The sequence below is a fragment of the Denitrovibrio acetiphilus DSM 12809 genome (genome assembly GCF_000025725.1).
Taxonomy (GTDB): domain Bacteria; phylum Chrysiogenota; class Deferribacteres; order Deferribacterales; family Geovibrionaceae; genus Denitrovibrio; species Denitrovibrio acetiphilus.
The window spans coordinates 1,336,790-1,356,474 of sequence record NC_013943.1; the positions used below are offsets into that span (position 1 = coordinate 1,336,790).

The 19,685-nt window shown below is 43.1% G+C and carries 16 protein-coding genes; 13 read left to right on the forward strand and 3 right to left on the reverse strand.

The features are described 5' to 3' along the window. Positions 1-41: 41 nt before the first annotated feature. The 3 genes from hcp to DACET_RS06480 all read right to left on the reverse strand — a co-directional run bounded on the left by hcp (position 42) and on the right by DACET_RS06480 (position 5,457). Positions 42-1,667, reverse strand: a complete 1,626-nt coding sequence (gene hcp / locus DACET_RS06470) for a hydroxylamine reductase (protein WP_041230213.1) — start codon at positions 1,665-1,667, stop codon at positions 42-44. Between the two features lie 342 nt (positions 1,668-2,009). Next, the gene (locus DACET_RS06475; RefSeq protein ID WP_013010584.1) at positions 2,010-3,974 is read right to left on the reverse strand and encodes a methyl-accepting chemotaxis protein; all 1,965 of its coding nucleotides are present in this window, start codon (positions 3,972-3,974) and stop codon (positions 2,010-2,012) included. Positions 3,975-4,101: 127 nt separating this feature from the next. After that, positions 4,102-5,457, reverse strand: a complete 1,356-nt coding sequence (locus DACET_RS06480) for a S1C family serine protease (protein WP_013010585.1) — start codon at positions 5,455-5,457, stop codon at positions 4,102-4,104. Positions 5,458-5,528: 71 nt separating this feature from the next. On the opposite strand from DACET_RS06480, the gene DACET_RS06485 reads away from it, so the two are divergent. From DACET_RS06485 to pyrG, 13 genes are all read left to right on the forward strand, one after another. Then, a complete protein-coding gene (locus DACET_RS06485) occupies positions 5,529-7,310 on the forward strand; it encodes an ATP-dependent DNA helicase (RefSeq protein ID WP_169304196.1) in 1,782 nt (593 codons plus the stop codon). Continuing rightward, entirely contained in the window at positions 7,291-8,649 is a 1,359-nt protein-coding gene (locus tag DACET_RS06490; RefSeq protein WP_013010587.1) for a hypothetical protein, read from the forward strand. Before DACET_RS06485 ends, DACET_RS06490 begins: the two co-directional genes overlap by 20 nt. Beyond that, complete coding sequence (gene tilS, locus DACET_RS06495) at positions 8,633-9,886, forward strand: tRNA lysidine(34) synthetase TilS (RefSeq protein ID WP_013010588.1); 1,254 nt, start codon at positions 8,633-8,635, stop codon at positions 9,884-9,886. Before DACET_RS06490 ends, tilS begins: the two co-directional genes overlap by 17 nt. A 1-nt stretch (position 9,887) precedes the next feature. Next, the gene (gene hpt / locus DACET_RS06500; protein ID WP_013010589.1) at positions 9,888-10,433 is read left to right on the forward strand and encodes a hypoxanthine phosphoribosyltransferase; all 546 of its coding nucleotides are present in this window, start codon (positions 9,888-9,890) and stop codon (positions 10,431-10,433) included. 3 nt (positions 10,434-10,436) lie between these two features. Beyond that, positions 10,437-12,296, forward strand: coding sequence for an ATP-dependent zinc metalloprotease FtsH (gene ftsH, locus DACET_RS06505; RefSeq protein WP_013010590.1), 1,860 nt, complete (start codon positions 10,437-10,439; stop codon positions 12,294-12,296). Positions 12,297-12,432: 136 nt separating this feature from the next. After that, on the forward strand, positions 12,433-13,224 hold the full coding sequence (folP, locus tag DACET_RS06510) for a dihydropteroate synthase (protein WP_041229931.1): 792 nt from the start codon (positions 12,433-12,435) through the stop codon (positions 13,222-13,224). Further along, a complete protein-coding gene (cdaA, locus tag DACET_RS06515) occupies positions 13,212-14,021 on the forward strand; it encodes a diadenylate cyclase CdaA (protein WP_013010592.1) in 810 nt (269 codons plus the stop codon). The genes folP and cdaA overlap by 13 nt, the downstream gene beginning before the upstream one ends. Beyond that, positions 13,993-14,928 (forward strand): CdaR family protein, encoded by a 936-nt coding sequence (locus DACET_RS06520; protein WP_169304198.1) that lies wholly within the window; start codon positions 13,993-13,995, stop codon positions 14,926-14,928. The genes cdaA and DACET_RS06520 overlap by 29 nt, the downstream gene beginning before the upstream one ends. Beyond that, a complete protein-coding gene (glmM, locus tag DACET_RS06525; RefSeq protein ID WP_013010594.1) occupies positions 14,906-16,270 on the forward strand; it encodes a phosphoglucosamine mutase in 1,365 nt (454 codons plus the stop codon). The genes DACET_RS06520 and glmM overlap by 23 nt, the downstream gene beginning before the upstream one ends. Further along, positions 16,271-17,005 (forward strand): pyridoxine 5'-phosphate synthase, encoded by a 735-nt coding sequence (locus tag DACET_RS06530; protein ID WP_013010595.1) that lies wholly within the window; start codon positions 16,271-16,273, stop codon positions 17,003-17,005. Further along, positions 16,992-17,333: a holo-ACP synthase gene (gene acpS / locus DACET_RS06535; RefSeq protein ID WP_013010596.1), complete on the forward strand. Its 342-nt coding sequence runs from the start codon at positions 16,992-16,994 to the stop codon at positions 17,331-17,333. Before DACET_RS06530 ends, acpS begins: the two co-directional genes overlap by 14 nt. Before the next feature lie 2 nt (positions 17,334-17,335). Next, positions 17,336-18,061, forward strand: coding sequence for a 3-deoxy-manno-octulosonate cytidylyltransferase (gene kdsB, locus DACET_RS06540; protein ID WP_013010597.1), 726 nt, complete (start codon positions 17,336-17,338; stop codon positions 18,059-18,061). After that, positions 18,061-19,683 carry a CTP synthase gene (pyrG, locus tag DACET_RS06545; RefSeq protein ID WP_013010598.1) on the forward strand — a complete coding sequence of 541 codons (1,623 nt, stop codon included), beginning with the start codon at positions 18,061-18,063 and terminating at the stop codon, positions 19,681-19,683. The genes kdsB and pyrG overlap by 1 nt, the downstream gene beginning before the upstream one ends. The last annotated feature ends 2 nt before the right edge of the window (positions 19,684-19,685 follow it).

A 19,685-nucleotide genomic window follows, 5' to 3' on the forward strand; every position in this document is an offset into this window, starting at 1 on the left:
TTAGAAGATGCCCTGTAAACTATTCTATTCAGCAGGCAGGATTATACACCTGCCATCATTGCGTCGATATCAGCTTTAACATCGCCTATAGCCTTGATGTCGAAGTTCTCTACGAGCACTTTTGCAACATTAGGGCTAAGGAAAGCCGGAAGTGTTGGTCCGAGTCTTATGCCTTTAACACCGAGGTAGAGAAGGGCAAGCAGAACAGTAGCTGCTTTCTGCTCATACCATGCGATATCAAAAGATATAGGAAGTTCGTTTATATCTTCCAGACCGAATACTTCTTTAAGCTTAAGGGCTATTACTGCAAGTGAGTAACTGTCGTTACACTGACCTGCATCGAGGACTCTGGGGATACCGCCGATGTCGCCGAGTGCGAGTTTGTTATAGCGGTATTTAGCACATCCTGCTGTAAGTATTACGGCATCTTTCGGAAGCCCTTCGGCTACATCTGTAAAGTAGCTTCTCTCTTTGTGGCGTCCATCACAGCCAGCCATAACAACGAAACGCTTGATAGCTCCGGATTTAACAGCATCCACAACTTTGTCAGCAAGAGCCATTACCTGAGCGTGTGCGAAACCGCCAACTATTTTTCCCTCTTCTATCTGTGTCGGGGCAGGGCATTTTTTAGCCTGCTCAATGATAGCGGAGAAATTTTTCATCTTGCCTTCAGGTGCGTCTTCTATGTGAGTGAGCCCCGGGTAGCCTGCCATGCCTGTTGTATACATTCTGTCTTTATAAGAATCTTTAACAGGAGTTATGCAGTTTGTTGTCATGAGGATTGGTCCGTTAAACGAATCAAACTCAGTAGACTGTTTCCACCATGCATTACCGTAGTTTCCTACGAAATTATCATATTTTTTGAACTCAGGGTAGTAATGTGCAGGGAGCATTTCAGAGTGAGTATAAACATCAACGCCTGTTCCCTGTGTTTGCTCAAGGAGTTCTTTGAGGTCTTTCAGATCGTGACCGGAGATAAGTATGCCGGGATTTTTCCCTACACCGATATTAACTTCTGTAATTTCAGGATTTCCATAGCTTTCTGTATTTGCCTTGTCCAGAAGAGCCATAGTTGTTACAGCAGTTTCACCAGTTTTCATAACCATAGCTATCATATCTTCCACAGAGAGATCTTTAGTGGTGGAAGCGAGTGCTGTTATCATATGGTCGAAAACTACAGGGTCTTCGTAGCCGAGTACAGAAGCGTGGTCAGCGTATGCAGCCATGCCTTTGACACCGTATATTGCGAGTTCACGGAGAGAACGGACATCTTCATTTGCCTGTGACAGTACGCCGTGTGCAGCTCCGACAGACTCTGCTTCTTCGATGTTAGCAGGTCTCCAGTTTCCGCCTTCTACAGTGATATCTTTTCCTGCGAGAGATTTAAGCTCGTCACGGATATCGCATGCAGCAAGAATCAGTTTATAGATTTTGGCATTGTCAAAGTTTGCGTTTGTAATAGTGGCAAAGAGTGCCTGAGTGATAAATCTGCCATATTTGTTGTCTATAGCTCCATTTTCTCTGGCAGCCTCTGCATAAACAGAGAGACCTTTCAGCACGTATATAAGTGCATCTTGAAGATTTGCGCAGTCGTCTGTTTTTCCGCAGACTCCTCTGACTGTACAGCCTGTATTCTTAGCTGTTTCCTGACACTGATAACAGAACATACCCATATGTAGTTCCTCCTTTTGTTTTCTTCTGATGAGGGATAATACTGCATCCCCCGATAGCTTTAATTGATTCAAATCAAAAAAACTAATGTAGTAAATATGTTTTTATTAATAAGTTAAACAGCGATTTTAAAGAATTTGTTCAGGCTTATGTTACAGTATACATGGTAAAGTATTATTAATGTAACGTGTTTAAATAGACGAAAGATATACCTAGCGTTAATTGCTTCTATGATCAGACACTTATGAAAAGTTATTAAAAATGTAAAGACAGTATAGAGCGTGCAGGAATGGCGGGATATGGAAAAAGGCAGCCTTTGAAGACTGCCTTTAGTTGAGCTATGTCTGGAATATTTCTACAGTTTGTTTCATGTTTTGTGCCTGATCACTCAGATCATTTATGGTGGCGGTGATCACTTTTAATGCTTCTGTACTCTGTGCCTGCCCCTGGCTAACTGCCTGAATGTTTTCATTCACACTGCTTATAGCCTGATTTTGCTGAGTAACAGCGGTTACGATCATATTATTTGAATGCACGACTTCATCCACAGCAGATACAATATCATTAAAGACATCTTCGGTTTCTTGAAGAGCCTGTACACCTTGTTCAACTTCATTTTCAGCCTGAGTCATATTTTTAGATGCAGAGGCTGACTCTGTTTGCAGAGAATTTATTATCGAATCTATTTCGGATATTGCGCTTTGAGTTCTTTCTGCTAGTTTTCTGACCTCATCAGCTACAACAGCAAAACCTCGTCCGGCGTCTCCGGCTCTTGCAGCTTCTATAGCGGCGTTGAGTGCCAGCAGGTTGGTTTGGTCTGCGATGTCGTTTATCACATTGAGGATATCACTGATTTCTGCTGATGATCCGGTGAGGTTTTCTATAGTGTTTGCAAGATCACCTGTAGATTTTCTGATAGCTTCAATGCTCTTGTTAGTTGCGTGCAGTTTTTCTTTTCCTGCTGCTGCCATACTGCTTGCATTGTCACTCTTAGACATGGCTATGTCGATGTTGTCCAGAACGTGTTCTGACGATGTTGCCATCTCTTCAAGTGCGCTGGCTATTGAGTGTACCTGCTGAGCCTGATCAAAAAAATTACTACTAAGCTGTTCGCTGGAGCTTGCGAGCTCTTCACTGCCCGAGGAAACGGTTTCCGACGCTTCTCTGATGTTTTCAGCTATGTTAGTAAGGTTCTGCCCCATTTTAAGCATAGACGCATATAACCCTGTGGGGTTTTTAGTATTTTTAGCTATAATGCGGAGGTTGCCTTCAGCTATATTGTCTGCGATCTTAGCCATCTCCTCCGGTTCACCTCCCAGAGGCTTTTTGACACGTCTGGTTATCAGCAGAGCAAAAAGGATAGATAATATAACACCTGTTACCGATACGGAATATGTTATGAGCTCAAGGTGTTTCCCCTGCCGGTAAGCCTTCTGATCCAGTATATTCTGTTTTTCGTTCAGGTCTGTATTGATCATCGCGACACTGTCCATTACCTGAGCATCAGTTTTTTTCATTACATAAGTATTCATGAGCTCAATACTCTCAACCGCTTCAGAGATAGCATTAAATGTTTGAAGAAAGCTTTCTTTGGAGTGCTTGAAGTTGTTAAGTTGATCTTTGTTATAAGAATTGGTAATGATTTTGTCGGCTTGCTTGATGAGTTGGTCGAGATTTACCGTTATTTCATCGTATGCCTGATCCTGCGAGTCAGTTGAATTTGTTTTGATAAAATCCAGAGCATAAAAACGTGCTCTCATTATACGTTCCTGCATTTTACCTATCAGGTATACGACATCTATATTACCAGTCTGATAGGAATATTCCATTATGTTGGTAAGCGAGGCACGCATATCGAGTCCATGTTTGTAAAATGAATCCATAGCAGCGTTACGGTCTTCTATCAGTTTTGATATTTCATCGAATGTTTCGGTGAATTTGCTGAGACCTTCGCTTAAGCTAAGCATGGTATCATTTTCTTCTGCTCCCTTGTGGGACATTGCAAGGTTAATAGAGGACATCATTCTGTTTTTGGATTCATTATAGTTTTCCAGTGATTTTTCACTGTTGTCCATGAAGTAGTCTCGTGCGTAGAGACTGCTGAGGAGTTGTTCCGATCTGAGAGATGTCATTTCTTTTGAATCTTGCGATAGTTCTTTGATCTGTTCTATTCCGTCCAAGGACTTTTTCACAGAATAAACAGAGATTGTTGAGATGATAGCGAGGATGACTATAATTATGGAAAATCCCATAGATATAGTTGTGCTTATCTTTAAAGCACTTCCGGAGGTTATTTTTTTCATACACCGCTCCTGATTATCAGGCAAATAATACCTAGTTGTTTTGTTAACTCTACATTAAAATTGTATTAATATGTAAAGTCCGAGGCAACAAAGATAACCAATGTTTTTTTAGTTTGCAATTGAAAACTTAAAGAGGCAGTTTAACTCTTATTAGGTTACCTCCTCTGTATATGCTGAGAACGGAGACCTCTCCAAGATTCTCAACAATAAGTTTATTTAGTTCTTCAAGGCTTTTTATTTCATTGTTTTCTATGGCGATCAGTATATCCCCTGTTTTAAAGAAATCGTCTTTAGTTGAGCTTGTTATAGTTACAAATTTATCTGTCTTTTCAAAAGTTAATCCGTAAATGTTTTTAAGGATAGTGAGACCATAGTTGTCAGGGTAATCTGATATGGCAATTTTCCCCTGAAGTGTTTTGTTTCCTCTCTTAATAGCCACAGCAACACTAGAGCCGGGAGGGTAACTGCGGAGCATGTTGCTCATAGCCTGAAGAGACGCAACAGGGATTCCTGCCACCTGAAGTATCTGGTCTCCAACCTCTATACCTATGAAGTTTGCATTTGACTGTCTTTCAACACGGGTTACTGTCAGTCTGGTGCCTTCGCTGGTTTTGTCTTCGTGGACAGTGAAGCCCATGTAGCCCATTCTGACACGTCCGTTTTTCATTATCTCCGGTAATATGCGAAGAATGGTGTTCACCGGGATAGAGAAACCTATCCCCTGAGCTTCTTTAAAGATAGCGGTGTTTATTCCGATTACTTCTCCGTCAAGGTTAACAAGGGGTCCTCCGGAGTTTCCAGGGTTGATAAGTGCGTCAGTCTGTATGAAGACAGAGTAGCCGTTACCGATATTGATTACTCTGTTGTTAGAGCTTATTATACCCGTTGTTATTGAGCTGCTCAGTCCGTAAGGGTTGCCCATTGCGATAACGGTTTCCCCCATCATTATATCGTCACTGTCTCCGGTTACGGCAGCTTGAAATTTTATATTTTCTGCGTCTTTTATTTTTAAAACGGCAATATCGAGTATTTCGTCACCGCCTAAATATTCTGCTTCGTATGTTTTTTCATCGGTAAACATCACAATGACTTTTGTGGCGCCTTTAACAACATGGTAGTTTGTTACTATGGTACCGTCCTCTTTTATCACAACACCGGAGCCCAGTGATTGTGTTTTGTATGTTCTGTTGAAACCGAAAAAATCGTTTAAGAAGTTATCTGTAAGGGCATTATCGCCAAAGAACGGGCTTTGCTTTTTTATAAGTTTTTCCGTTCTGATATTTACCACCGACTCATCAATTTTCTGTATAGCCTGAACAACAGGGGTCATCCGGTGGCTTGTCTGGCTGACTGTCTGCTCTGCAGGGGCTGTTTGGGGGATAGCCGTGGCTTTTTCCTGTTTCTCTTTCCGGTCTGCCGGATTCGCACATGCGGCGGTTAGTATTATTATAGTGATGGCTAATGTTGTTAGTATTCTGTTCATATTTATATCCCGAAAAAATTAATGTAATAAATATATTTGAAACAATGCATTTATTCAACTATTGTATTCAGATGTCAATGGATAAGTATTTCAGCAAAGTTGGTTCACTCTCTGATATTCTCCCAAGATACAGACAGAGAGACGCTCAGCTAGACGCTGCCAATTTTATTTTTGATTCCATGAAAACCTATCAGCCGGCGGTTGTAGAGGCGCCTACAGGTTCAGGTAAAACCTTTGCCTATCTTATACCTGCTTTTGAGCTGGGCAGGCGAACCATTATTTCTACAAAAACAAAACAGCTTATGTCCCAGATTGCAGGGAAAGATATAGAGGCGGTAAACCGCATATTCGGTGATGACAGGTTTGTGGCTGTTTTAAAGGGGCGTAGAAACTATTTCTGTCACCTACGTTTTTTCCGGTTTGTCTATCCTAATCAGGGGCGTTTCGAGCGGGTGGTGGAATGGTACGGGTCTGTTGTTGATCAGGAGATAATAGATGTGCCTATAGGTGTGTTTTCGCCGCACGAAATAGAGCACATTTCAACTGATTCATGGCAGTGTACAGCTTCTAAATGCGAATTTTATGATATCTGCTCTTTCTACCGGGCAAAAGAGCAGGCAAACAGTGCAGATATTGTAATCACAAACCACTACCTGCTTATGAGTGACTTTGCTCTGAAATCTGAAAATGAACATGCATCCATTTTTGATTTTGCAGATCATATTATAATGGATGAGGCTCATTCTATCCCTGATATCTTCCCTCGCTTTGCAGGAACAGAGCTTTCACTGCGGAGTTTTCTCAAACTTATGAACGAAAACAGACAGGCGTTCGACCCCCGTGAGATAGAGCTTGCGGCGGGGATGCTTTCGGGGCTTCTTGAAACTATAAAAACACGTACATATACTAATGATTTCAGAGGGGCGCTGCTCCCTTATATCGAATTTGTTAATAAAGCCATAGGCGAAAAAGATTTTGAAGAGATGAAAAATGTACATAAGCGTCTGGTGGAGAAGGCTGTAAGTGTTCTCGGCGACAGTGAAGGAGTTCGCTTTGTAGAGCAGGAAAGGGGGGACATACTGCTTCAGTATATTCCGCTGAATGCTGCCGATAAGCTCCGTGAAGGTATGAAAAACGCATGTCTTTCGCCTGTTTTCGTCAGTGCGACACTTTCAGGGAAGGGTAATTTCAGTTATTTTCTCTCTGAGACAGGGTATGAAGAAGAAGAAATCGGCAAGATGAGCCTTGAGCCTGTATTTGATATGGCGCAACAGGGGCGTCTTCTGGTGCAGGACTGTGACGAAGCTTTTTATGAAGAGCTTGCTCTTAAGGCGAAGGGGTCTGTACTTATAATCTGCAACAGTGTGGGGCGGATGCTGAAACTGACTAAAATGCTGAAAGAACTTTGCCCCGGAAGGGTTTATTCTCAGAGAGATATAGATATAAAAGATACCGAGGGGCTGAAAGATACTATCTTTGTGGGCTGTGCTGTTTTTCGTGAGGGGATGGATTTCGCACATACGGGGATATCTTATGTTGTTCTCGATAAACTACCTTTTGAATACCCTGACGATCTGGTGCTGAAAGAGCAGGCGGAGAGTGTTCGTAAAAAAGGTCAGGAACCATTTATGGATTATTTTCTCCCCCGGGCTGTGATATACTATCGTCAGGCTGTCGGAAGACTTCTTCGTCACGAAGATGACAAAGGTGTATGGGTGGTGCTTGACAGGCGGATTGATACCAAAAATTATGGCAAATATTTTGCCACTGTGCTAAAAGATGTGCCTAGGATTAATACTCTTGATGAGGCCGTTGCATTTCTGGAGGTAGAAGATGCAGAGAATGAAGGTTGACTTTAACTATGCCATGAAGGCATTTGTTGAGTGCGGGCTTGATGATACAGCTCTGGAGAAATACAGAGAGAAAGCAAGGATGGGGCTCTCCCGTCTGCTTCGTCTTGTGGACGAGGATAAGGCTGGTTTCGTAAATCTCCCCGGGCAGGATACTTCTGCTATGAAGAAGTTTGCAAAAGAGATGAGCGGTAAATTTAATGACCTGATACTTATCGGTATCGGCGGGAGCTCTCTCGGGATGGAGACACTTTGCGGTGCTCTTCTCCCATACGGACATAATGCACGTTCTTTCTCCCAGAGGGGAGCATTTCCCCGTGTCTGGGTTGCGGATAATGTCGATCCTGCAAAGATTTCGGCTATTCTGAACGAGTGTGAGCCGGAAGATACTTTTATCTGTGTGATAACAAAATCAGGCAGCACTGTTGAGACTGCTGCAAATTTTAACGTCATTTATGAGTGGCTTGACGAAGGTGCTAAGGAGCCTAAAAAACATATATGCACCATAACAGACCCTGAGAAGGGTACACTGCGCGAAATCTCAGAGAAAGAAGGTTTTCCTGTTTTCCCTATCCCGGATAATGTCGGAGGACGCTTCAGCGTGCTTTCACCTGTAGGGCTTCTTCCTGCTGCACTGCTTGGCATAGACATTGACAAACTTCTGGAAGGTGCCGCTTCTGTTACTCGTGATAAATATGAAAAGATAATTACACTCAGCTCCATATATATGTATTTTATGGAGAACGGTAAAAATATTAATGTGCTTATGCCTTATTCATCAAGGCTTTCGTCATTCGCTGACTGGTATTGCCAGCTATGGGGAGAGAGTCTGGGGAAAAGAACCGACACGGACGGAAATATAGTTATGTTCGGCTCGACCCCTGTTAAGGCTGTTGGCGTTATAGATCAGCACTCTCAGGTTCAGCTTTTCAAAGAGGGACCAGAAGATAAAGTGGTGACCTTTATAGAAGTTGAAAAGCATGAAAAAGATAAAAAGATTATGGCAGAATATGACGACTACGGTTATCTGGAAGGGCACAGTCTGGGCGAGCTCTGTAATATTGAGCTGCTCACAACTGAGGCAGCTCTCAAAAATACCGGCAAGCCGTCTGTAAAGATATCTGTTGATTCGCTGGACGAATATACTCTCGGCTCTCTTTTTATGCTGTGGCAGTATGTTGTGCCTGTTATAGGACTTGCCTGTGATATAGACCCTTTTGACCAGCCTGGTGTTGAAGAAGGGAAGAATTACGCCTATGGGCTTCTTGGAAAGTCAGGCTATGAAGATATGAAACAGAAATTTGAGGAGATATTTACAAAAAGAGATGACTTTATCGTTTGAGAAAAAACTCTCGTCCAAGCTGGGCGATTTTGTTGGCAGACGTTTACTCGTGGCATTCTCAGGCGGGAAGGACTCTGTGGCTCTTCTGCATTTTCTTAAGAGGAATGAAGGTATTCAGGGCTATAGTGTTTCGGCATGTCATATAAATCATCTTTTCAGAAAGACATCCCTATGGGACGAAAAGTTCTGCGCTGATTTTTGTGAGAAGTTATCTATCCCATTTATATCATACCGTGCGGATGTGCCAAGGTACTGCGAAGTGAAAAAGATGAGCTTTGAGCATGGTGCGCGCATAGTCAGGTATAGGGCCTTGTACAATGCGATGAAGCATTTTGACGCTGAACTGCTGCTTACTGCTCATACTAAAAATGATGTTGTCGAAACTTTTTTTATCCATGCGGTGCAGGGGGCTTCTGTTTTCTCCCTAAAGGGCATCACAGAGCGGGATAGAGATTTGTTCAGACCTATGCTTGATATCTCTACAGAAGAGATACTTGAATATATAAACAGATACAAGATAAAACATGCTGTGGATGAGACTAATAATGATGACAGCTACCTTCGTAATTTTATTCGGAACCATATCACTGCAACCCTGTCTGAGTATAGACCGGGATTTGAGAATAATATTCTCGGTATAATGCATGATGCGGTCAAGTATGACAGCTACTTAGAAGAAAGGCTTAAGCCGCTGATAAATGTTTCAGACGGTTCAGTTCTTGCGGTGGAGAGGCAGGTTTTCGACTCATTGCATGAGGTGGAACAGGATTATCTGCTGCACAGTATGGCGTCTCAGCTTTTTCGTGTGGAACGCAGACATATAGAAGATATGAAACACCTTGTGGAGACTGATTATTCTGTTCGTATCGATATGCCAGACGGGTATCGGTTTGAGAAGAGCGATAAGCTGCTGAGACTTTTTCATAAGCGGCTGATAGTAAAGTTTGAGCAAGTAAAAAAAGCTTCTGAGACAGAGCTTTATGTAAGGCATTTAGGCAAAATGATCACCTTTAAAGGTGATTGGGTTGACAAAGAACTCATAGTCAGAAAGAGGGCTGTGGGGGATAGGTTTGGAAATAAAAAACTGAAAGACATTTTTATAGATAAAAAGCTGGATCTTTTTGTTCGTGACACATCACTCATAATTCTTTGTGATAATTGCATTGTATGGGTTGAAAATATCTCCAGTGATGATACTATAACTGTGTCTGTTAACAGGAAAAATCTGGAGTTATGATTTGAAGCAGCATATTTTAAAAGAGATGATAAGCGAACAGGCGATCAGAACACGGGTTGCTGAGCTGGGCAGACAGATTTCTGCTGATTATGCAGGCAAGAGCGTACTTGCTGTCGGAGTATTAAAGGGGTCGGTTATTTTTATGGCAGACCTGGTCAGAGAGATGGAATCAGTTAACGTCGAGATAGGTTTTCTCGCTGTTTCCAGCTATAAAGGCACAAAATCCACAGGGGAGGTTAGAGTTCTTCACGATCTTGACAGACCGTTGGATGATACTCATCTTCTTATTGTTGAAGATATACTTGATACGGGGAACACTCTTTCTTATCTTAAAAAGATGTTGACCGTCCGAAAGCCCGCTTCTATTAAAATAGTCTCACTTCTGAATAAGCCGGAGCGAAGGGTGGCTGATATAGAGCTTGATTATGAGGGGTTTGAGATCCCTGATGAATTTGTAGTGGGCTATGGGCTTGATTATGACGGATATTATAGAAACTTAAAAAATATATGCACTGTAGAATTTACAGGCTCAGATGCATCGGAGTGATTGATGAATAACAGCTTTTACAAAAACCTGGCACTGTGGCTGATAATAGCCTTTATCATGGTGTTTCTCTTTAACGTGATAAGCGGAACACAGGCAGCCAGAAAAAATATCAGCTATTCTGAATTTTTAGATCAGGTAGCAAGCAGTAATGTCCAGTCTGTGACAATAAAACAGAATAAAGTGAGCGGTGTGTTGCTTGAAGGGGGACAGTTCGAAACTTATACTCCGGACGATGCGGCACTTGTTCAGACACTCAGAGATAATAAAGTACAGATAACCGCGCTTCCGCCAGACAGAAACCCATGGTATATGCAGGTGCTTATATCATGGCTTCCTATGCTTCTGCTTATTGGTGTGTGGATATTCTTTATGCGGCAGATGCAGGGTGGTGCCGGCGGAAAAGCTTTCAGTTTTGGTAAATCGAAAGCAAAACTGCTTACTCAGGACCAGCATAAAGTTACGTTTAAGGATGTAGCTGGGGTTGAAGAGGCAAAAGAGGAGCTTGAGGAGATTATTGAGTTTCTTAAAGACCCGCAGAAATTTCAGAAACTCGGTGGCAAGATACCGAAGGGCGTTCTCCTTGTGGGGCCTCCGGGGACAGGTAAAACTCTTCTCGCCAGAGCTGTTGCAGGTGAAGCGGGAGTTCCGTTTTACTCCATATCAGGTTCTGATTTCGTAGAGATGTTTGTCGGTGTTGGTGCATCCCGTGTCCGTGATCTTTTCGAACAGGGGAAGAAGAATGCTCCGTGTATTATCTTTGTAGATGAGATCGACGCTGTAGGGCGTCACAGAGGTGCAGGTCTCGGCGGTGGACACGATGAACGCGAACAGACACTTAATCAGCTTCTGGTTGAGATGGACGGTTTTGAGTCCAACGAAGGGGTAATTCTCATTGCGGCAACCAACAGACCGGACGTTCTTGACCCTGCGCTCCTCAGACCCGGGCGTTTTGACAGGCAGGTTGTCGTGCCAAGACCGGACATGAACGGGCGTCTTATGATCCTTGAGGTTCACGCTACTAATGTTAAAAAGTCAGATGATATAGACCTTTCTATTATTGCGAAGGGCACACCAGGGTACGCCGGTGCAGAACTTGCTAACCTTGTGAATGAAGCGGCACTTCTGGCTGCCAGAAAGAATCAGGAAAGTGTCACAATGGCAGACTTCGAAGAAGCAAAAGATAAAGTCATGATGGGGAAAGAGAGACGCAGCATGGCTATCAGTGATAAAGAGAAAGAGAATACGGCTTATCACGAGGCAGGGCACGCTATTGTTGCTAAATTTATTCCCGATGCTGATCCTGTACATAAAGTCAGTATTATCCCCCGCGGTATGGCACTCGGTGTGACAATGCAGCTTCCGCAGGATGACAGACATATGTATACCAAAGAATATATGGAAAGCATGCTTGCAGTTCTCATGGGGGGGCGTGTTGCCGAGGAGCTTATTTTCAACAGACTCACAACCGGTGCAGGCAACGATATTGAAAGAGCTTCTGACATATCCAGAAAGATGGTTTGCAGCTGGGGTATGAGTAAGAAGATGGGACCTCTTGCGTATGGCAAAAAGGAAGAGCAGGTCTTCCTCGGAAAAGAGATAGGGCACGCTCAGGACTATAGCGAGACCACAGCAGTTTCCATTGATGATGAAGTGAAGAACTTCGTTATGGGCGGGTATAACCACGCCAGACAAATACTGGAAGATAATATTGATCTTCTCCACGGAGTTGCAAAACTCCTGCTTGAAAAGGAAACTATAGACGGTAAAGAAATCGATACTCTTATGGGGATCGAGCCTGAGAAACAGCCTGAATCTGACACTGAGGTAAATGTTATAACAGATGAGGAAACTGAGACAGTTTAATGTCCGGAATGCTCATTAAAGATATTTACGAAAGATCGGAAAAGGCGTACGTTATGTACGCCTTTCCGTGTATATAGCGGGGGACACCATTTTAACTTCAAGAGTGAAATCATTTTCGCTTAAACGACCTCTTTTGATGGGGATATTAAACATCACTCCTGATTCTTTCAGTGACGGTGGGATGTTTAACCATGTTGACGGTATGATATCCCGTATAGAGGAATTTGTGTCCAAAGGTGTTGATATCGCCGACATAGGTGGTGAATCTACCAGACCCGGTTCGGAATTTATAAATGCAGATGAAGAGATAAACAGGGTTGTCCCTGCTGTTAAGCTCGCTTCAGAAAGTGGTCTCTATGTTTCTGTGGATACCAACAAACCGGAAGTTGCGAAAGCAGTTCTTGAAAGCGGTGCAGGTATGATTAACGACATCACGGGGATGCGTGATGAACATATGCGGAAAATATGTGCTGAGTATAAATGCAGCGTATGTATAATGCATATGCAGGGGGCGCCGAAAGATATGCAGGCGAATCCGGTATATGTTGATGTTGTTGAAGATGTCCGCAGATACCTTTTCGAAGCAGCGGAACAATGCATAAAGGATGGTATAGAAGAAAGTGCTATATGCCTTGACCCGGGGTTTGGTTTCGGAAAGAGTGTAGAGGATAATTACAGGCTGCTGATGAAGCTGGAGAGATTTAAGGAGAGCGGATTTCCTGTTCTCGCCGGCATATCCAGAAAATCTATGATAGGCAATGTCATAGGCAGACCTCCTGTCCAGAGGCTTGCGGGTACTATCACAGCAGAAACAATTGCACTTATAAAAGGTGCAGATATAATCAGGGCACATGATATCGACGAAACTGCCGATATGATAAGCGTATACATGAAAGCAAAAGAGGCAGGTGAGAGATGCTCGAACTGATAAAGTCAGTCGGTATTTTTGATATCTTAGACATTGCTATAATTGCAATTGTGCTCTACTACATCCTTCTTCTTATCAAGGGGACGAGAGCACTGCCCATGCTTATGGGGATCATGCTGCTTGTTCTGGTCTCGTTCGCCGCAAAATTCCTTGGTCTTAAAACCACAAGCTGGGTTTTAAATAATTTCACCGGTTATCTTTTCATAATTATAGTTGTACTTTTTCAGCAGGAAATCAGACGTGCTCTTGCATTTATTGGCGAGACGAAAGTTTTCGGCAGTTCGGCAAAGGCGAAAAGCGTGATTCTGGACGAGATCGTTAAGGCAGCGACAATCCTTGCCAACAGGCAGATAGGAGCGTTAATTGTCCTTCAGCGTGACACTGACCTTGAACACTTTCTGGATGATACAGGTCACAAACTTGATTGTGAAATCTCAAGAGAGATATTAATCAGTATTTTTATCCCTTACTCACCTCTTCACGATGGTGCAGTGCTCATATCGAATGGACGCATAGCCACAGCGGGAAGCATCCTTCCGCTTACAAGACAGACTGATCTTGGTAAAAACTACGGAACAAGGCACAGAGCTGCTGTCGGAGTCACAGAAGAAACTGATGCGCTGGCAATAGCTGTCAGTGAGGAGAAAGGGTCTATCACCGTCGCTCAGAACGGACAGCTCTCAGACGAACTTGATGCTGATCAGCTTCGGGATATACTCGAAGATATTTTCGGGAAAAAGAAAACTGTACTTCATAAAAAGGGGGGGAATGATGTTCAAGAACCTTCTTCTAAATAACCTTCCTCTGAAGCTTATGAGTGTTTTTATCGCTGTTATTCTCTGGCTGAGTCTTGTTACAGGAGAATTTCAGGAGATATCTTTATATGTCCCTGTAAAGCTTACTAATATACCTGACGGGTATGTTGCTGTGACGGATGAACATCTTATAAATATACATGCGAAAGGTCCTAAGTCACTTGTTAATGAAGAGAAATTCGGGGATGTCAGTATTGATTTTGATGTTTCCGGCATGAAGCCCGGTTATAATAATGCGATCATAAGCTTAAAAAACATAAAGATGCCCCCCGGTATTCAGGTTATGGATATACAGCCGGCAGCTATAGAGATTATTGTTGACTCACTTATTCTGAAACAGATGAAAGTTGCTCCGACTTTTATAGGTGAGCCTGCATCCGGATATAAAGTGGGCAGTGTTAATGTTTTCCCTGAAAGTGTTCAGGTAAAGGCGGCAAAGTCAAAGATCGAAAGCCAGAACACTGTGGAAACTCTGCCTGTGAATCTCTCGGATAAGAGAGACCCTATAACCTATAGCATAGGGATGAAGTCCTATGAAGGTATTCAGGAGTATAATCCGCAGCAGGTAGAAGTATTTGTTGTTTTTAAAGAAGACATTCAGGAGAAAGAATTCAAAGACATTCCTGTTCGTGCGGTGATGCTCCCCCATGGACTGAAGGCTAAAATTCTGGATACCGTGACTCTTAAAGTCTCTGGAAGAATAGACCTTTTGCAGGAAGACGTTATAAAAAGCGAACTTTACCCTACTGTTGACATGAGCGGTGTCAAAACAAAAGGGAAATATCTGCGGAAGCTGAATCTGAATGACTCTAAAATGTTTAAAGTATTAAGTGTAGAACCTGCAAAGGTAAGAGTTGAGGTAGTAAATGAGGAAGTACTTCGGGACTGACGGAGTCCGCGGCAAAGCTAATGAATTTCCGATGACCGCCACTTTTGCCCTCCGTCTCGGTCAGGCGGTGGCAAAACAATTTTCCAACGGCGGGAAAAAGATACATAAAGTAGTGATAGGGAAAGATACCAGAGTTTCCGGCTATATGTTTGAGTCGGCTTTGGTTTCAGGTATTACATCCATGGGGCTTGATGCTGTTCTTGTGGGAGTTTTGCCCACACCGGCGATATCTTTTATCACCAGAAGCCTCCGTGCTGATGCGGGTGTTGTGATATCAGCCTCCCATAACCCCTATTATGATAACGGTATAAAATTCTTCTCTGGTGACGGATACAAACTGCCGGATGAGACAGAAATATCCATTGAGCAAACAACAGATGAGATGATACAGAACGGAGAAATCCCTATATCTACTGACCGTATCGGTAAGGCATACCGTGTTGACACTGCCATTGGCAGATATGTTGAATTTTCCAAAAGTACATTTGACAAAGATATAGACCTGAGCGGAATGCGCCTTGTAGTTGACTGTTCAAACGGTGCTAACTATAAAGTTGCGCCTATGGCTTTCGAAGAGCTGGCAGCGAAGATAAATGTGATGGGTAACGAACCTGACGGCATGAATATAAACAGCGGGTGTGGCTCTGTCTATCCTGAAGCCATGTGTGCAAAGGTGAAAGAGAAGGGTGCTGATCTGGGTATATCTTTTGACGGTGACGGCGACAGAGTCATTTTCTCTGATGAAAACGGCGAGATGGTCGACGGTGACATTATCATGGGGATCTGTGCAAAATATATGAACAGTCTCGGATATCTGAATAAAAACACCATGGTCTGTACCGTTATGAGCAATTTCGGTTTTGAAAAATCTATGCTGGAAGCAGGTGTGAAACTTGTTCGTACCGATGTCGGCGACAGGTATGTTATGGCAGAAATGTTGAAGAACGGCTATAACCTCGGCGGTGAACAGTCCGGTCATATCATTTTCAGTGACTATAATACAACCGGTGACGGTCTGGTGAGTGCAATGCAGCTTCTTAAAGTTATAGTGCGCAGCGGTAAACCCCTTAGTGAACTGAAAAAATTCATAACACTTTATCCGCAGGTATTAAAAAACTTTAAAGTGCAGAAGAAAATTCCTGTTGATTACCTCGAAAGAACATCGAAGGAAATTCAGGCTGTTAATAAAGAGCTGGATGGAACCGGGCGTGTTCTCGTAAGGTATTCAGGTACAGAGAACAAGCTTCGTGTTATGCTTGAAGGAGAAGACCTGAGCAGGATAACTGAATATGCAGAAAACATCGGCGCCAATGCCGTTAAAGAGATAGAGGAGCTTTCATAAATGATACGACTTGGGGTTAACATAGACCATGTTGCAACTGTCAGGCAGGCTAGGCTGGGTGTTGAACCTGACCCTGTCCATGCGGCTGTTCTGGCTGAACTTGGCGGTGCTGATCAGATAACAGTACACCTTAGAGAAGATAGAAGACACATAAATGACAGAGACCTCAGAGTCCTGCGTGAGACAATAAAAACACGCCTGAATCTTGAAATGGCGTGCACACCGGAGATGGTAGAGATAGCCCTTGAAACAGAGCCGGACATGGTTACTCTTGTTCCTGAAAAGAGACAGGAGCTTACTACTGAAGGCGGTCTGGATGTCATTAAAAACTTTGAGACCATAAATGACGCTGTTTCCACGCTGAAAAGCGCCGGTATCTTTGTAAGTCTCTTTGTCGATCCTGACAATAAGCAGATTGATGCTTCTGCTGAAACACACGCAAGCGCTGTTGAGCTTCATACCGGAGCATATGCTGATGCTAAAGGGGCAGCCCAGCGTGAGGAACTTTCACGTATAATGTTTGCAGGTGAAAAGAGCAGGGAGCTTGGGCTTGTGCTAAACTCCGGTCACGGTCTGAACTACCGCAACGTTGGCGAAATAGTGTGCATCCCCGGGATGTATGAAGTTAATATCGGGCATTCTATAATATCCAGAGCTATCTACGTAGGGCTGGAAAAGGCGGTCAGAGAGATGAAAGATATTATACACAGGGCATTGATGGATGCTCGGGTGTGATATAATTGAGACCGAACGCTTAAAGGATGCATTGGAACGGCACGGAGATGCTTTTGTCCATAGGATACTCTCAAAATGTGAGATTGACATCTTTCGTAAACGCAACGATAGTATTACTTTTCTTGCCGGCAGGTTTGCCGCCAAAGAATCTATTTCTAAATCTCTGGGTACAGGGATAGGTAAAATTTCTTTCAACGAAATTGAGATACTGAATGACAATGCAGGGGCACCTGTTGTATATTTGTGCGGTAAACTGAGAGAGGATATTCAGCTTAGTATTTCTCACAGTAAGACATGTGCCATGGCTGTCAGTATTATTGTGAGGTAATTATGAGTTTAGTTGTTATCCCCGCCAGACACGCTTCAACAAGGCTTCCGGGCAAGCCTCTCAGAAAGATAAAAGATGTGCCGATGATCCTTCGTGTTGCCGAAAGGTGTATGCAGGCAAAAGCAGACAGGGTTGTTGTCGCAACTGATTCACAGGAAATACTTAAGGTCTGCGAGACTATGGATGGTCTTGAATCCACCATGTCATCACCGGACATTCAGTCGGGGACAGACAGAGTCGCTGTCGTGGCTAAATTTGCAATGGATGATATAATTATAAATGTGCAGGGGGATGAACCATTCATTGATCCTGCCCTTATAAATATGCTTATAGACGACCTTCAGAAAAATCCGGATGTGATGATGAACACCGCCGCCTGCAGATTTGATGCGGGGGAGGACATTGCAGACCCGAACAGTGTAAAGGTTGTTACCGATAAAGACGGGTATGCGCTGTATTTCTCACGTGCTGCAATTCCTTTTAACAGAGATAACGCACAGACGGATTATTACAGACATATAGGGATATACGGTTACCGTAAAGAGTGGCTGATGCAGTTTGCGTCAATGGAGCCTTCGTCTCTTGAAAAGGCAGAAAAACTTGAGCAGCTCCGTGCCCTTGAAAACGGCGTCCGTATTAAAGTGTTAAATACAGAATACAAGCCTGTATCAGTTGATACAGAAGAAGATTTACTAAAAGCAGAAGAAATTATTAACGGGATGGTCTGATGGCAAAGTTTGTTTTTACTACTGGTGGAGTTTTATCATCACTCGGAAAAGGGATTACCGCTGCGTCTGTGGGTGCGCTGCTCGAATCCAGAGGTTACAAAGTAACAATTAAAAAATACGATCCTTATCTGAACGTTGACCCGGGCACAATGAGCCCGTTTCAACATGGTGAGGTTTTCGTTACAGAGGACGGGGCGGAAACTGACCTCGATCTTGGTCACTACGAAAGATATCTTAGCACAAATACATCGAAGGTCAGCAATATTACCGCCGGCAAAATTTACAAGTCTGTTCTGGACAAAGAACGCAACGGCGACTATCTGGGCGGAACAGTTCAGGTTATCCCTCACATCACAGACGAGATCAAAGAGAACATTCTCAAAGATTCTGAAAATTATGACATCGTTATAGTTGAGATAGGCGGGACAGTTGGTGATATTGAGTCACTCCCTTTCCTTGAGGCTATCAGGCAGTTTAAATTTGACATAAATGAAGAGGACGTATGTTATATGCATCTGACTCTTGTTCCATATATAAAAAGTGCGGGGGAGCTTAAAACCAAGCCCACTCAGCACTCAGTTAAAACTCTCAGAGAGATAGGTATCCAGCCGGATATTCTTGTCTGCAGGTCTGAGTATCCTATAGAAGACAGCATGAAGAAAAAAATAGCACTTTTCTGCAATGTTTCAAAAGATGCTGTTGTTAGCTGTCTGGATGCTAAAACTATATATGAAGTTCCCCTCACACTCAAAGAACAGGGGATTGCTGCGCTTGTTCTGAAGAAACTAAATATGGACGAACGCGTTTCTGATATCCGCAAATGGGAAGAGATTGTTCACCGTATTAAAAAACCTGAAGGCGAAGTTACTATCGCACTTGTTGGTAAATATGTTGACCTGAAAGATGCCTATATCAGTATTAACGAAGCACTCATCCATGGCGGGATTGCGAATAAATTAAAAGTAAATGTCAAACGCATTGATGCGGAGCAGCTTGAGAGCGGCAGGAAGCCTGATGAGTTTTTCAAAGATGTTGACGGGATACTTATTCCCGGCGGTTTCGGAGAAAGAGGCATACAAGGAAAAATTAACGCTATCAACTATGCAAGGCTTAAGGACATTCCACTCTTTGGTATATGTCTCGGACTGCAGTGTATGCTTATAGAATTCGCAAGGAATGTGTTGAAGCTTGAAAATGCTCACAGTGTTGAGTTTGATGCTGATACAGAAGACCCGGTAATAGACTACATGATAGACCAGAAAACTATTACTCAGATGGGCGGTACAATGAGGCTCGGTGCTTATGAATGTACTCTAGATGAAGACAGCACTGCCTTTAAAGCTTATGGCCAGAAGATGATATCTGAACGCCACAGACACCGTCTTGAGTTTAATAACAAATATAAAGATGCAATGATTTCAAACGGATTTTCTCTTATAGGTGTAAACGAAGAGAGAGGGCTTGCTGAGATGTTTGAACTGAAATCTCACAGGTGGTTTCTCGGGTGTCAGTTTCACCCTGAGTTTAAATCTAAACCGTTTTACCCGCATCCTCTTTTCAGCAGTTTCATAGAGGCTGCACATGCTTATCAAGAGGATAATTGTGAATCAAACTGCAAATAAAG